At 68.4% G+C, this 12650-nt stretch carries 13 protein-coding genes; 3 read left to right on the top strand and 10 right to left on the bottom strand.

Features of this window, described 5'->3' with window-relative positions:
• Positions 1 to 49 precede the first annotated feature (49 nt).
• From HUA76_RS24420 to HUA76_RS24395, 6 genes are all read right to left on the bottom strand, one after another.
• Complete coding sequence (locus HUA76_RS24420; protein ID WP_141646470.1) at positions 50 to 781, bottom strand: metallophosphoesterase; 732 nt, start codon at positions 779 to 781, stop codon at positions 50 to 52.
• 26 nt (positions 782 to 807) lie between these two features.
• Positions 808 to 1161 (bottom strand): TIGR02266 family protein, encoded by a 354-nt coding sequence (locus tag HUA76_RS24415; RefSeq protein WP_141646471.1) that lies wholly within the window; start codon positions 1159 to 1161, stop codon positions 808 to 810.
• Between the two features lie 102 nt (positions 1162 to 1263).
• Positions 1264 to 2190, bottom strand: a complete 927-nt coding sequence (locus tag HUA76_RS24410) for a PfkB family carbohydrate kinase (RefSeq protein WP_141646472.1) — start codon at positions 2188 to 2190, stop codon at positions 1264 to 1266.
• Between the two features lie 115 nt (positions 2191 to 2305).
• The gene (locus tag HUA76_RS24405) at positions 2306 to 3835 is read right to left on the bottom strand and encodes an MlaD family protein (RefSeq protein ID WP_174455481.1); all 1530 of its coding nucleotides are present in this window, start codon (positions 3833 to 3835) and stop codon (positions 2306 to 2308) included.
• Between the two features lie 100 nt (positions 3836 to 3935).
• The gene (locus HUA76_RS24400; RefSeq protein WP_141646485.1) at positions 3936 to 4673 is read right to left on the bottom strand and encodes an ABC transporter ATP-binding protein; all 738 of its coding nucleotides are present in this window, start codon (positions 4671 to 4673) and stop codon (positions 3936 to 3938) included.
• A gap of 53 nt (positions 4674 to 4726) precedes the next feature.
• The gene (locus HUA76_RS24395; protein ID WP_141646474.1) at positions 4727 to 5542 is read right to left on the bottom strand and encodes an ABC transporter permease; all 816 of its coding nucleotides are present in this window, start codon (positions 5540 to 5542) and stop codon (positions 4727 to 4729) included.
• Between the two features lie 198 nt (positions 5543 to 5740).
• Between HUA76_RS24395 and HUA76_RS24390 the strand changes: the two genes are divergently transcribed.
• The 3 genes from HUA76_RS24390 to HUA76_RS24380 are packed head-to-tail and all read left to right on the top strand — an operon-like array spanning position 5741 to position 8484.
• Positions 5741 to 6298 carry a hypothetical protein gene (locus tag HUA76_RS24390; RefSeq protein WP_141646475.1) on the top strand — a complete coding sequence of 186 codons (558 nt, stop codon included), beginning with the start codon at positions 5741 to 5743 and terminating at the stop codon, positions 6296 to 6298.
• 24 nt (positions 6299 to 6322) lie between these two features.
• Positions 6323 to 7717 carry a hypothetical protein gene (locus tag HUA76_RS24385; protein WP_217440081.1) on the top strand — a complete coding sequence of 465 codons (1395 nt, stop codon included), beginning with the start codon at positions 6323 to 6325 and terminating at the stop codon, positions 7715 to 7717.
• Positions 7714 to 8484 (top strand): hypothetical protein, encoded by a 771-nt coding sequence (locus tag HUA76_RS24380; RefSeq protein WP_174462210.1) that lies wholly within the window; start codon positions 7714 to 7716, stop codon positions 8482 to 8484. The genes HUA76_RS24385 and HUA76_RS24380 overlap by 4 nt, the downstream gene beginning before the upstream one ends.
• Before the next feature lie 9 nt (positions 8485 to 8493).
• Here HUA76_RS24380 and HUA76_RS24375 read toward each other — a convergent pair whose 3' ends face one another.
• Genes HUA76_RS24375 through HUA76_RS24360 form a run of 4 tightly spaced genes read right to left on the bottom strand, consistent with a single transcriptional unit; the run spans position 8494 to position 12648 of the window.
• On the bottom strand, positions 8494 to 9192 hold the full coding sequence (locus tag HUA76_RS24375; RefSeq protein ID WP_174455479.1) for an RluA family pseudouridine synthase: 699 nt from the start codon (positions 9190 to 9192) through the stop codon (positions 8494 to 8496).
• Positions 9189 to 10631 carry a pitrilysin family protein gene (locus tag HUA76_RS24370; RefSeq protein WP_174462209.1) on the bottom strand — a complete coding sequence of 481 codons (1443 nt, stop codon included), beginning with the start codon at positions 10629 to 10631 and terminating at the stop codon, positions 9189 to 9191. The genes HUA76_RS24375 and HUA76_RS24370 overlap by 4 nt, the downstream gene beginning before the upstream one ends.
• Before the next feature lie 8 nt (positions 10632 to 10639).
• On the bottom strand, positions 10640 to 11956 hold the full coding sequence (locus HUA76_RS24365; RefSeq protein ID WP_141646480.1) for a pitrilysin family protein: 1317 nt from the start codon (positions 11954 to 11956) through the stop codon (positions 10640 to 10642).
• Positions 11957 to 11982: 26 nt separating this feature from the next.
• Positions 11983 to 12648: a response regulator transcription factor gene (locus HUA76_RS24360; protein ID WP_174455477.1), complete on the bottom strand. Its 666-nt coding sequence runs from the start codon at positions 12646 to 12648 to the stop codon at positions 11983 to 11985.
• Positions 12649 to 12650: the final 2 nt, after the last annotated feature.

Below are 12650 nucleotides of genomic sequence, written 5' to 3'. Positions count from 1 at the left end.
GGTTTATTTCATTTCCCCCCGCCGTGCCCAGTTTTCAGAAGGCGCCGCGTCAAACGCCGAGGAACAGGCGCTTGCCGAAGTTGAGCGCCAGGTCGGCGTCGAAGATCTTCTGGGCGGACGTCTCGATGTCGTACTCCACCCGGACGTACTCCACCGTGCGCGCATCCGTGTCGCAGATGACGAAGCAGGCACGGTTGTCGTAGTCGCGCGGCTGACCCACGCTGCCCACGGAGATGATGTACTTGTAGCCCTTGCGGATGCCGAACTTCTGGGCCACCACGTCGTTCACCTCGCCATTGCCGATGGCGAACGCCCGGCACAGGTGGCTGTGGCCGATGAACGTCACCTCCGGCAGCTCCTCCACGTAGGGCGTCAGCTCCCGCGCCTGCTCCAGCGCGAAGATGTACTCGTACGCCTTCGGGTCGATGGGCGAGCCGTGGCAGAAGCCCACCTCGCCGATGCGGTACGTGTACGGAAGGCTGCGCAGCCACGCCATGTTCTCGTCCGTGAGGACGTTGGCGGACCAGTCCAGCGCGTGCCGGGCGGCGTCGTAGTAGTACGAGTAGTCCATCCGCCCCGCCACCGCGGCGTCGTGGTTGCCCAGCAGCGTGACTTCCGCCACCGAGCGAACCAGCTCGCAGCACGGGTTGGGAGACGCGCCGTAACCGACGATGTCCCCCAGGGACACGATGCGGTCGACCTTCTGATGCTCGGAGACCCGGAGCACCTCGGTGAGCGCTTCGATGTTGGAGTGGATGTCGGAGATGACGGCGATGCGCATGGATGCCTCGGTCGGTGGCGCCGCGTTCAGCCGGCCCAGACCGCCTTCACGGGGTTCTTCTGCTGCTGCGAGATAATCCGCCGGAGCCGCCCCAAGGTTTCCGCATCCAGCGATTCGAACTGGAGCCCCATCCCCGGCGGGTAGGCCCGGTCCTCCTCTTCCCTCAGCCATACCACCGTGGCCGCCGCCTGTACTTCGGGATCCTCCGCGGGCGTCAGCCGGAGGACCGCTCGCGCACCTCGCGCCAGCGGAGTGCTCGTCCGGAGAAACAGACCTCCCTCGCTCAGGTTCGTGATGCGGGCATACAGGGTGACGTTGTCTCCCTCGCACCAGCAGCGCAGCAAGGTGGGTACCCGTGCGGACTTTCGGTTATCGCTCAACCCTCTTCCTTCCCGAGCACCAAAGGATGGAAGCCTAGAGACGGCCTGAATCCACCGTCAAGTTCGTGGGTGAGCTGGGACCCCACCTCACCCTCCAGGCGCTCAACGCTCCAGCGGGCCCAGGTCGTCGAAATGGGTCAGCTTCCTGAATTCCGCGAAACGAGCGCGAATCTCCGGATGCGTCACCTCGCGCAGGCGCTCCAGGCTGAACTTCTCCACGGTGAAGGAGGCCATGACGCTGCCCATCACCATGGCCCGGCGCAGCACCGTCGAGTCGATGTCCGACGTCGCCGTGGCCAGCGCGCCCATGAAGCCACCCGCGAAGGTGTCACCGGCGCCGGTGGGGTCGAAGACCTCCGCCAGCGGGAAGGCCGGGCAGGCGAAGACGTGGTCCTTCTCGAAGAGGAGCGCGCCGTACTCGCCGCGCTTGATGACGACGCGCTGCGGACCCATGCCAAGGATGGCGCGCGCGGCCTTCACGACGTTGTGCTCACCGGCCAGCTGGCGCGCCTCCGCGTCGTTGACGAAGAGCAGGTTGACGCGCTGGAGCGTCTTGAGCAGGGCCTCGCGGCTGCCCTGGATCCAGAAGTTCATCGTGTCGGCGGCCACCAGCTTGGGCGAGCGCACCTGATCCACCACGCGCGCCTGCAGCTCCGGGTGGATGTTGCCCAGGAAGACGTAGGGCGTGTCGCGGTAGGCCGCGGGCAGCTCGGGCGAGAAGGTCTGGAAGACGTTGAGCTGGGTGTCCAGCGTCTTCGCCTCGTTCAGCTCGTAGCCATAGCGGCCCTTCCAGCGGAAGGTGCGGCCGGGCACGCGGGTGAGGCCCTCCAGGTCGATGCCTCGCCCCTTGAGGAAGCTCACGTGAGCTTCAGGGAAGTCCTCGCCCACCACGGCGACGATGCGCGCGGGAGTGAAGAACGACGCCGACGTGGAGAAGTAGGTGGCGGACCCGCCGAGGACGTCCTCCTTCTGTCCGAAGGGGGTTTCCACCGAGTCCAATGCGACGGAGCCGACGACAAGGAGGGACATTGCGAGCTTCCTGGAAATACAGAGGGGGGCACGGTGCCCTGCCAGGAACCCCGTGCCCGTGCCGGGTACGCGGTTTCACGGCTGGCGTCAAGCCGCGCAGCCGTGAAAACCCCGATCAGGGGGTGGGGATGCCCGTGGCCGTGAGGATGGCCTTCAGGTCGTCATCGGTGAAGAACAGGCCGCCGCCCACGAAGAAATCGCGGCCGGCGATGAGGCGCTGCGTCGCCGTGTCCCGCTGCTGGGCGTTGAGCATGTCGTCCATGCCCGCGACGACGAACAGGTGGTCGAACGCTTGAGCCCGCAGCGTGGCGCGCAGCCGGGGATAACGCAGCTCGTCCGCCGCGAAGTTGAAGGCGTCCATCTTCAGCGTGAGGGCGTCGTCGAACAGGTGCAGGTCCGCGCCCACGCCGCCGGTGGACTCGATGAGGCCCACGCGCAGGGTGGTGAAGTACCAGCGCTTGGCGAACTGCGCGCTGAACCTCAGGCTCTCCTTCGTCACCTTGCGGGTCTGGATGACGGGGTCGCCCTCGGACGGCGGATTGGTCTGCACGGTCTCCGTCGTCACGGTGCCGCGCGGGTCGTCCACCAGCTCCAGCAGGTAGTACTTGTCCGGCTTGGGGATGAGCCGCACGGAGAAGACGTTCTTGGAGCGGCCCTGGGCGGCCAGGTAGCTGCTCTGGATGCCGACCTCCGTCTGGAGGTCGGTGAGCTTGGCGGCGAAGCGGGCCACGTCCTGCACCGTCTCGCGGACCTCGCGGCCCACGCTCTCGTCGGTGAGCAGCACACCCGCGGCGCCCTCCCCGTCCTTCACCTTGCGGGTGATCTCCTCCAGGTTGCCCAGCGTGCTGTCCAGCTTGGTCAGCGTCTGCTTCAGGCTGGCGACGCTCTCCTTGAAGTCACCCTCCCCGCTCCCGACGATGTTCTTGACGCTGGCGAGCACCTCGCGCACGTCGCGGGTGATGAACTCGATGTTGTCGACGATGCGGCCGACGTCGGCCTGGTTGTTCTGGGTGATGGTCCGCACGTCGGTCGACACCCCCTCGAAGTTCGCGAGGATGACGTCCAGCCGGTCCGCGTTGCGGCGCACCGTCGCGTCCACGGAGTCCGACAGACGGACGAGGTTCTCGACGATGCGCTGGAGCGAGCCGGCGCCGCGCTCTCCGCCCAGCACCTCGCGCAGCGCGCCCGTCACCTGCTGGATGTCGGAGGTGATCTGCGACAGCGACTCGAAGATGGCCTCCATGCCCTGCGTGTCGATGACCCGGCGGATCTGCCCGCCGTTCTCCAGCTTGGGGGCGTTCTCCGTGCCGGGATTCAAGTCCAGCAGGTAGTCGCCCAGGAGCGACTCCGAGCGCTTGGTGACGACCGCGTCCTCGCGCAGGTCCACGTCTTCGCGGATCTTCAGGACGACGCGCGCCCGCGTGCCCTCCAGGATGATGTCGTCAATCTCTCCCACCCGGATGCCGGCGATCTGCACCCGGCCGCGCACCGCGAGGCCAGACGCGTCCCGGAAATAGGCCCACACGCGCGTGGAGTCGCTGTCGCTCAGGCCGCCTTCGCGTGCGAACAGCACGAAGGTGACGAAAAAGGCCCCCGCGGCGATGACCAGCAGGCCAACACGGAAGGGCGTAACGAGCTTCTTCACCTGATGTGACTCCGAGGGCTACCGGCCGGGCGCGACTCTAACGTTTTGCATCTGGAGTGCCACATTTTCCTGAAAGCGGAGCCTCCCGGGGCCCCTGCCCTCAGTTCTTCCCGAACCACGTCTCCAGGAACACCTTCACCGCCGGGTGCTGGGACTCGCGCAACTGCTCCGGAGGGCCGTGCGCCACGATGACGCCCTTGGAGAGGAACGCGATCTGGTCCCCCACGTTGAACGCCGAGGAGATGTCGTGGCTGATGACCACGCTCGTCACGCCCAGCCCCTTCTGCGCCGCCAGGATCATCTCATCCACGTAGTCCGTGGTGATGGGGTCCAACCCCGTGGTCGGCTCGTCGTAGAGGACGATCTTCGGGTCCAACACGACGGCGCGCGCCAGGCCCACGCGCTTGCGCATGCCGCCCGACAGGTCCGACGGGAACTTCGACTCCACCTCCCGTTTGAGCCCCATCAAGTCCAGCTTGGAGCGGACCTTGGCGTACAGCTCGTCCTCGGACAGGTGGGTGTGCTCGCGCAGGGGGAAGGCGACGTTCTCGAACACCGTCATGGAGTCGAAGAGGGCCGCGGCCTGGAACACCATGCCGAACTTGTTTCGGACGCGCTGGAGGCTTTGCACCCCCATGGGGATGATGTCCTCGCCGTCGATGATGACCTGGCCGCTGTCGGGGCGGAGCAGGCCAATCATGTGCTTCATCAGCACCGTCTTCCCGGAGCCGGAGCCGCCGAGGATGACGCACGTGCTGCCCGCGGGCACGCTGAGGTTGATGCCGGTGAGGACCTTGTTCTCACCGAACGTCTTGTGCAGGTCCACGATCTCGATCATCGGCTTCGTGGACGTGCCGGCGTTGTCTTCGGACGGAGGACCGGAGGCAGCCATCAGTGCATCACGATGCCCACGAGGAAATCGAGGATGAAGATGGACAGGGCGCTGGCCACCATCGCCTCGGTCGTCGCCTGGCCCACGCCCTTGGCGCCGCCCGACGCGTTGAAGCCCTTGTAGCAACAGATGAGCGCCACGGAGACGCCGAACACGGCCCCCTTGATGACGCCCTCGTAGATGTCCACCGGCTCCAGCCACTGCTGGGTGCGCGTCAGGAAGGTGCCCGGGGAGATTCCCAGGCCTCCCACCGCGACGAAGTAGGCACCCGTCATGCCCGCGGTGCTGAACAGGATGGTCAGCATGGGGACCATGAACAGGCCCGCCAGGATTCGGGGCACCAGCAGGTACTGCACCGGGTTGACGGCCATGGTCTCCAGCGCGTCCACCTGCTCGGTGACGCGCATGGTGCCCAGCTCCGTGCACATGGCGGAGCCGGCGCGCATGGTGACCATCAGCGCGGAGAACACCGCCGCCAGTTCGCGCGTCAGCGTCAGCGCCACCGTGGGGCCGACGAGGCTCTCCGCGTCGAAGAGCGCGAAGGCCTCGGACGTCTGGAGGGCGAACACCATGCCGGTGAACAACCCCGTCAGTCCGACGATGAAGATGGAGCCCACCCCCACGAAGTCCAGCTGGGCGAACAGGTTGTGGAGGCGGAAGGGGCGCCGGACGCTCCAGCGGGCCACGTCGATGGCCAGCGTCACGACGCCGCCAATGGTGCTGACGACGTCGATGAGGCCCTTGCCGAAGCCGGCCACCGTCTGGGTGAAAATCCCTGGCTCGCGGGCCGGCTTGCTGGGGGTCTGCGTGGTCATGCGGTCAGGCGCCTACTCTTACGTGCCACGACGGGGGGCACAAGCGAAGTGTTCCCTCCCAGGCCTGGGAGCGATACCACCAGGCGGGCGGGCGACGAAGGGACTACCTCACTTCGGAGCGATGCGTTTATGTTCCGCGCCCCTTTCTTTCCAAGCCCGGTGCCCGCGAGGCGCACCGGGCCGAGAACTCAGACGAACATGGCAACTCATAAGGTCGGCGGCGAGGTGGACGCATACTGCACCCGCTGCAAGCTCACCCTCGCGCACACCATCCTGGCGATAGTGGGAACGAAGATCGCTCGGGTGCGCTGTAACACCTGCAACGGGGACCACGCCTACCGAGGCGCCCCGGGCACGACGGACCGCCCTGCTCCCACCCCGCGCGCGAGCCGGGCCTCGGGTGGCCTGACCAGGGCGGAGAAGATCATCATCTCCTTCGAGGAGCAGCTGGCTGGAAGGGACGTCGCCAACGCGCCCCGCTACAGCCCGAAGGACACGTACAGCGTGGATCAGGTCATCCAGCACCCGACGTTCGGCGTGGGACTGGTGACGGCGGTGCGGGGCGACAAGGTGGACCTCACCTTCCGCACCGACACCAAGACGCTGGTGCATGGCCGCGGCGGCGCGCCCTCGGAGAAGCCCGCCTTCAGCCCGCCCGTCCGGCAGGCGACCGGCCCCGCGGACAAGCCGCAGGTCGCCGCTGAAGAAGTCCCGGCGGAAGCGCCCGTCGAGGAATCCCCCGCAACCGGGGATTGACCGAGGCGAGGCGGGAGGGCGAAGTTGGGCGGCACGCTCGTGCGCACCCGCTCGCCGCCCTTCCTGCCGTTCCTCGTGCTGGCCCTGGCCGCTTCGGCGGCCCTGGCGGCGGCTCCTCCGGACTCCGGCCTGGAGGTGCGCGCCGCTCCCGCTCGGGTCGTCCTGGGGCGGGACCTGGCCGTCGCATTGGAGGTCCGCGTTCCTCCAGGCGCGGGGCCGGTGCGGGCCGCGGCGTCGTCGGGGCGGTTCGCGGAGGAGCGACTGGACGGCGGTGCCCGGCGCACCTTCCGTTGGACGCCCCCTCCCGTGCGGCACCCCCTGGTGGCGGTGTTCGCGTTCTGGGTCGAGGCCGGTGACGGCCCTCCCCGGGTGACGCTGTTCCGGCTCGGGTTGCTCGGACAGACGACGCTCGACGTGGCCACCGCGCCTGGCGCCACCGTCGAGGTGTTGCTCGGCGACAAGCGCTTCGGCCCCATCCAGGCGGATGCCCGAGGCAAGGCCCGGGTCCCCGTGGAGGTGCCTCCCGGTGTCGTGTCCGCGCGCGTGCTCGCCACTCGAGGTGAGCTGCGCACCGATGCGGCCACGCCCCTGGATGCGCCCCGCGCGAGCCCACGCGTCGCGGTGCTCACGCCCTCTCCCCTCCCCGCCGAGGGAGGCTGGTTGTTCGTCGCGGGTGGGGGACCACTCAACTTGGCTGCGCTGGAGCTGTCCGTCGAGGGCGCCCGGTATGAGCCCGTGCGGGGAGGAGCCAACGTCGCGCGCTTCCGTGTGGTGCCTGTGCCCGAGGCCACCTCCGTCACGGTGAGCGTGCAATCGCCGGGGGCGGAAGTGGCTCGGACCCGGGCCGACGTGAGACGCGTGCCCTCGCGGAAGGACCTCGTGCCCGTGTCTCCCCTCGCGGAGGAAGCTCAGGGCACATGGCGTCCGGCGCTGCAGGTACTGGCGGGGGGCTCGTTCGCCAGCGGAGACAACACGGGCCCTTTCGGCGCGCTGGGTGTGTCGCTCACCGCGCCGTGGTGGAACGGACGGTTCGCGGCGGAGCTGGAGGTGGGCATGCGGGGCGCCACGTTCAACGGGACGGTGGGCACGCTTGGCGCGGTGCGTTCCCAGGTGCTGGCGGTGCCCGTCCTCGCGTCGGTGCGCGCGGAGGTGCTCCAGTTCGCCGCGTTCACCCTGTACGGCCGAGCAGGAGGTGGACTGGCGCCTTTCCGTCATCGACTCCGCAGCGACTTCCAGGCGGAAGTGAAAGAGAGCAAGCTTTCCGGCATGGGGTTCCTGGCCGTCCAGGGCGCGTACCGGTTCGGGCGCTGGAGCGCGCTGGGAGAGTTTCGTGGCGCGTGGGCACCAGCGAGCACGCCCCTGCTGGACGCGCAGCTCGGCGGTGTGGCCGCGCTGCTGGGGATGAGGTTCGAGCCATGACTCGCGTCACCGTGCTCCTCGCGCTGCTGTTGGCGGCTTGCGGCTCGAGCGCGGTGCTCCCGGCTCCGACCATCATCGCGGTGAGTCCGAGAGAGGCGCAGGTCGGCTATCCCGGCACCATCCGCGTGACGCTGGACGCGGTGTTCCCCATCCGCGTGGACTACTCCCGCCAGGAGGCGCGCGCGGGGACCGGGACGCGGCTGTGGTTCGGCTCCGTGGAAGCGCCCCTGCACGACATCGACGAGAGTGGCACGCTCTCGGCGGATGTGCCGGAGCTGCTGCCCCCGGGAGAGCACGATGTCCGCGTCGTCCTCGCAGACGGTCGGGAGGCCCGCCGTGAACGAGGCTTCACCCTGCTCGACGGGGACGGCACAGACGAGGACGGCGGTGTGGAGGAGGTCCCCGACGGAGGCATCTTCGTCGCGGATGGAGGCCTGGAGCAGGATGGTGGGCCGACTCCGGGAACGCCGATGCAGCCAGGGGACATCACCGGCTTCGAGTTCGAGTCGGTGCAGGAGCAGACCCGGGGCCAGCCCTTCGTCATCACGGTCCGAGCCCTGGGCCCGCGCGCGGCGGAGTTCGAGGACAAGCTGGACCTCACCGTGAACAAGTCCAACGGGGGCGTCAGCCCCACGTCGCTGGATCAGTTCGTCGCGGGGGTCTGCACGCAGTCCATCACCCTGGACGTCCAGGGCGACAACGTGACGCTGACGGTGACGGACCGCTTCGGAGTCGAGGGCAACTCCAACAGCTTCAAGGTGAAGTAGTCCGCCGCGTCAGGCCAGCGTGAGGCGCAGCAGCTCGCGAACGCGCGCCATGTCCGGAGGCAGCGGAGCCTCCACCGCCCGAGCCTCCACTCCGGGTAGCGCGGGCCACTCCACCCGCGCCGCGTGCAGGGGAGTGCGCGCGAGCGCCACGGCTTCCCCCTGCCCTCCCAGCTCCTTCTCCAGCCAGGGCGTGTCGCGGCCGTACTGGTGGTCCAGCAGCAGCGGGTGCCCCAGCGAGAGCAGGTGCACGCGAATCTGGTGCGTGCGTCCGGTGAGGGGTTCGGCTTCCACCAGCGTGGCGCGGTCGAAGCTCTCCACCGGTCTCACGCGCGTGCGCGAGGGCTTCGCCTCCGCTTCTCCCGGACGGGCCACGCGCATGCGGCCCTTGCGCGCGGCGACCAGCGGCGCGTCCACGAGGCTCGGCGCATCGATTCGCCCTTCCACCAGCGCGACGTAGCGCTTGCGCACCTTGCCCGCCTCGAAGGCCACGGAGAGCGAGCGGTGCACCTGGGCGTCGAGCGCGAAGACGAGCGCACCGGAGGTGTCGCGATCCAACCGGTGCACCACGAAGATCTTCTGGCCCCGCTGTGCCTCCAGCGCATCGCGCAGGGATGGACCGCCATCACGCCCGGGGATGACAGGCACCCCGGGCGGCTTGTCCACCACCAGCAGTCCTCCTCCTTCGAAGAGGATGCGAACCTCGGTCACTCGTACTCCGAAGCCTGCACCACGGAGATGGGCCCCAGTCCGCGCAGCTGCTTCTTCACCGCATCGGCCTTGCCCAGCACGACGATGGTGGGCGGCTCCGCGAAGCAGTACTTCTTCGCCACCACGGCCACCTGCTTCGGCGTCACCGCGCGCAGCCTGTCGCGGAAGTTCATCACCCAGTCGTCCCCCAGCCCGTGCAGGCGCATGTCGGCGATGCTGCTGGCGATGGACTCGTTCGTCTCCGTGCGCAACGGGTAGAGGCCGCCCATGTACGCCTGCGCGTCGCGCAGTTCGCCCGGTTTGATTCCGGAGTCGCGCATCTTGGCGATCTCCGCCAGCGACACGTCGATGATCTCCCGCGTCGACTCCGTCTTGGTGAACGTCGAAAGGGCGAAGATGCCCGCCGCGTTCATCGCGTCGAACCAGCAGCCGATGCCGTACGTGAGGCCCCGGTTGACTCGGACCTCGTTCATCAGGCGCGAGGTGAAGCCGCCGCCCAGGGCCACGTTCATCGACGTGGCCGGGAAGTAGTCCTCGTGGCCCATGCGGTAGCCCGGGCCGCCCATGCGCACCTGCGACTGCGTCTGGTCCGGCTTGTCCACCACGATGACCTTGCCGGCCTTCGCCACCTTGGTCAGCGGCGGGATGACCACGGGCGCGTCGGGTCCGCCCGTCCAACCGGCGAAGGACTCCTCGGCCGCCGCGGCCACGCGCTTGGGGTCCACCGAGCCCACCACCACGAGCATGGCGATCTTCGGCCCCATGCGCTCCTGGTGGAAGCGCACCGCGTCTTCACGCGTGAAGGTGCTCACCGTCTTCACCGAGCCGCTCACGTCGTGCCCATAGGGATGATTCCCCCACAGGGCCTGGACCATGGCGCGGTCGGCGATGACAGACGGCTCGTCCAGGTCATTGGCGAACTGGGCCAGCGCCCTGTCTCGCGCGTCCACGACCTCCGACTCGGGGAAGCTGGGCTCCTGCACGAGCTGGCCCATGATGCCCAGCATCTGCGCGAAGTGCTCGGCCGGGGTGGTGATGGCGACGGACAGCGTGTCCTCGCCCACGCCCACGCCCAGGCTCGCGCCGACGAACTCCACGGCCTCGTCGATGGCCTCCGCGTTCAGGCGGCGGGTGCCCCGGCGCAGCAACCGGGCCGCGAAGTCCGCGATGCCATGCTTGCCCGCGGGGTCGGTGGAGCTGCCGGCGCGAATCACCAGCCGCATGGAGACCATGGGCAAGGGGCCGCGCTCGGCGGCGACCACGCGCAGCCCGCTGGACGTGGTGCTCTCGTGCAGCGTGGGGAAAACCAGGGCACGACTGGCCGAGCTCTTCACGGGCGCGGCCTTGCGAGGTGCGGACTTCGTCGCCCGGGCCGGCGTCTTCTTCTTCGCGGCGCCGCGGGGGGCGGACTTCGGGGTTCGGCTCTTGCGGGAGGCCATGGAGGCAATCAGCTTTCTTCAGAAGGCGCGGGCACCAGCGTCACGACGGAGCGGCGCTCGGGGAGGAGGTATTTCGCGGCGGCGGCCTTCACCTGCTCGCTCGTCACGGCGGCATAGGCGGAAGGCAGCGTGAGGACGTGGCGCCAGTCGCCCAGCAGCGCCTCGTAGTTGCCCATCGCGTGGGCACGGCCATTGTTGGTGCCCAGCTCGCGCAGGTGGTCCGAGCGCAGGTTGTTGAGCGCCTTCTGGAGCTCGCGTTCGGTGATGCCGTCGCGCGCCAGCTTCTCCAGCTCCGCGTACAGCGACGCCTCGGCCTTCTGCGGGTCCGCGCCGGGCTTCAGCTCCAGGAAGAAGAGGATGGTGCCGGGGTCGATGCGCCAGCTCCAGTCGAGCCCCACGCCCACCACCACCTTCTGCTCGTACACCATGGAGCGCACCAGCCGGCTCCCCTCCCCCTTCGTGAGCACGTACTGCGCCACGTCCAGGGCCAGGGTCTCCTCGTTGCGCGCGGCGGGCCCACGGTAGCCAATCATCACCGCCGGGGACTGCGCGGGGTGGCGCACGGTGGCGCGGCGCTCACCGCGCTGCTCGGGCTCCGCGTTGATGACGGGCAGCGGCGCGGGGCCTCGGGGAATGTCGCCGTAGTAGCGGCGCACCAGGGCCATCGTCTTCTTCGGGTCGATGTCGCCCGCGATGTAGAGCATTGCGTTGTTGGGGGCGTAGTAGGTGCGGAAGAACGCCTGGCAGTCTTCGCGACTGATGGCTTCGATATCCGCCAACCAGCCAATCACCGGCCAGCGATACGCGTGCGCCTTGTAGATGAGCGAATCCAGCTCCTCGCCCATCATCCCGCCGATGTCGTTGTCCATGCGGACGCTGCGCTCTTCCTTCACCACCTCGCGCTCGCTGGTGAGCATGTCCTGGGAGATGCGCAGCGAGCGCATCCGGTCCGACTCCAAATCCAGCACCGTCTCCAGCGCGTCGGAGGAGAAGTCGTCGTAGTACACCGTCGCATCGTGGGACGTGTACGCGTTGGAGCTGCCGCCGTTGGACTCCAGCGTCTTGTCGAACATCTTGGGGCCGTACTTCTTGGCCCCGTTGAACATCATGTGCTCGAACAGGTGGCTGATGCCGGTGATGCCGGGGCGCTCATTGCGGCTGCCCACGTTGAAGAAGGTGTAGAGGCTGACGACGGGGGCCAGGTGGTTGGCCAGCAGGCGGACCTGGAGGCCATTGGGCAGCGTGGCCTCGTGCACGTCGAACAGGGACTGGAGGGCGGGGTCCGCGGCGCGGGCGGGAGCGGACTTCGTGGAAGCCTTGCGCATAGGCCCCCAACGTATACAGGGCGAGGCTACAGGTCCACGACACCTTCACGCAGGGCCAACACCACGGCCTCCACATGAGAGTTGACGCCCATCTTCCGGTAGATATGTGACAGGTGCGTGCGGACGGTGCGGCGCTCCAGCGTCATCACGTGCCCCACCTCCGCGTTGGACAGCCCCTTGGCCACGTAGCCCAGCACCTCGAACTCCGTGGGCGTCAGCTTCCAGGGGTTGTCCGCCTTCTTCTCCGGGGTGGCGGGCTTGCCCTGGATGGACTGGAAGTAGTTCCAGAAGCGACGGGCGATGATGGCTTCCAGGACGGTGCCGCCCGCCATCACCTCGTGGATGCCGGCGCGAATCTTCTCCGGGCCCACGCGCTTCACCAGGTAGCCGGACGCACCGGCCTGGATGGCCTCGTAGACCTTCTGCTCGTCGTCGAACGAGGTGAGGATGAGGATCTCCACCTCCGGCGCCTGACGCTTCACCTTCTGCGTCACCTGGATGCCGTTGATGCCGGGCAGCTCCAGGTCCAGCAGCACGAGCTGCGGCCGGACGCGGACGATGTCCTCCACCGCGGCCTCGCCCTCCTGACTGCTGCCCACGACCTCCAGCTCCTCGAACGTGCTCAGCACCTTGAGCAGGTTCTTGAGCAGCTGCGGCTGGTCCTCGACGACGAAGATGCGAGTGCGGTCCATGG

It is taken from the genome of Myxococcus sp. CA056 (genome assembly GCF_013336715.1).
GTDB lineage: Bacteria > Myxococcota > Myxococcia > Myxococcales > Myxococcaceae > Myxococcus > Myxococcus llanfairpwllgwyngyllgogerychwyrndrobwllllantysiliogogogochensis.
This window is presented reverse-complemented; position numbering and strand designations above follow the sequence as displayed.

Bases quoted from the DNA above. Each gene is read 5' to 3' on its own strand.
- HUA76_RS24365 (WP_141646480.1), bottom strand. From the start codon at position 11,956: ATGCGCAAGGCTTCCACGAAGTCCGCTCCCGCCCGCGCCGCGGACCCC.
- HUA76_RS24420 (WP_141646470.1), bottom strand. From the start codon at position 781: ATGCGCATCGCCGTCATCTCCGACATCCACTCCAACATCGAAGCGCTC.
- HUA76_RS24360 (WP_174455477.1), bottom strand. From the start codon at position 12,648: ATGGACCGCACTCGCATCTTCGTCGTCGAGGACCAGCCGCAGCTGCTC.
- HUA76_RS24400 (WP_141646485.1), bottom strand. From the start codon at position 4,673: ATGATCGAGATCGTGGACCTGCACAAGACGTTCGGTGAGAACAAGGTC.
- HUA76_RS24410 (WP_141646472.1), bottom strand. From the start codon at position 2,190: ATGTCCCTCCTTGTCGTCGGCTCCGTCGCATTGGACTCGGTGGAAACC.
- HUA76_RS24395 (WP_141646474.1), bottom strand. From the start codon at position 5,542: ATGACCACGCAGACCCCCAGCAAGCCGGCCCGCGAGCCAGGGATTTTC.
- HUA76_RS24390 (WP_141646475.1), top strand. From the start codon at position 5,741: ATGGCAACTCATAAGGTCGGCGGCGAGGTGGACGCATACTGCACCCGC.
- HUA76_RS24370 (WP_174462209.1), bottom strand. From the start codon at position 10,631: ATGGCCTCCCGCAAGAGCCGAACCCCGAAGTCCGCCCCCCGCGGCGCC.
- HUA76_RS24380 (WP_174462210.1), top strand. From the start codon at position 7,714: ATGACTCGCGTCACCGTGCTCCTCGCGCTGCTGTTGGCGGCTTGCGGC.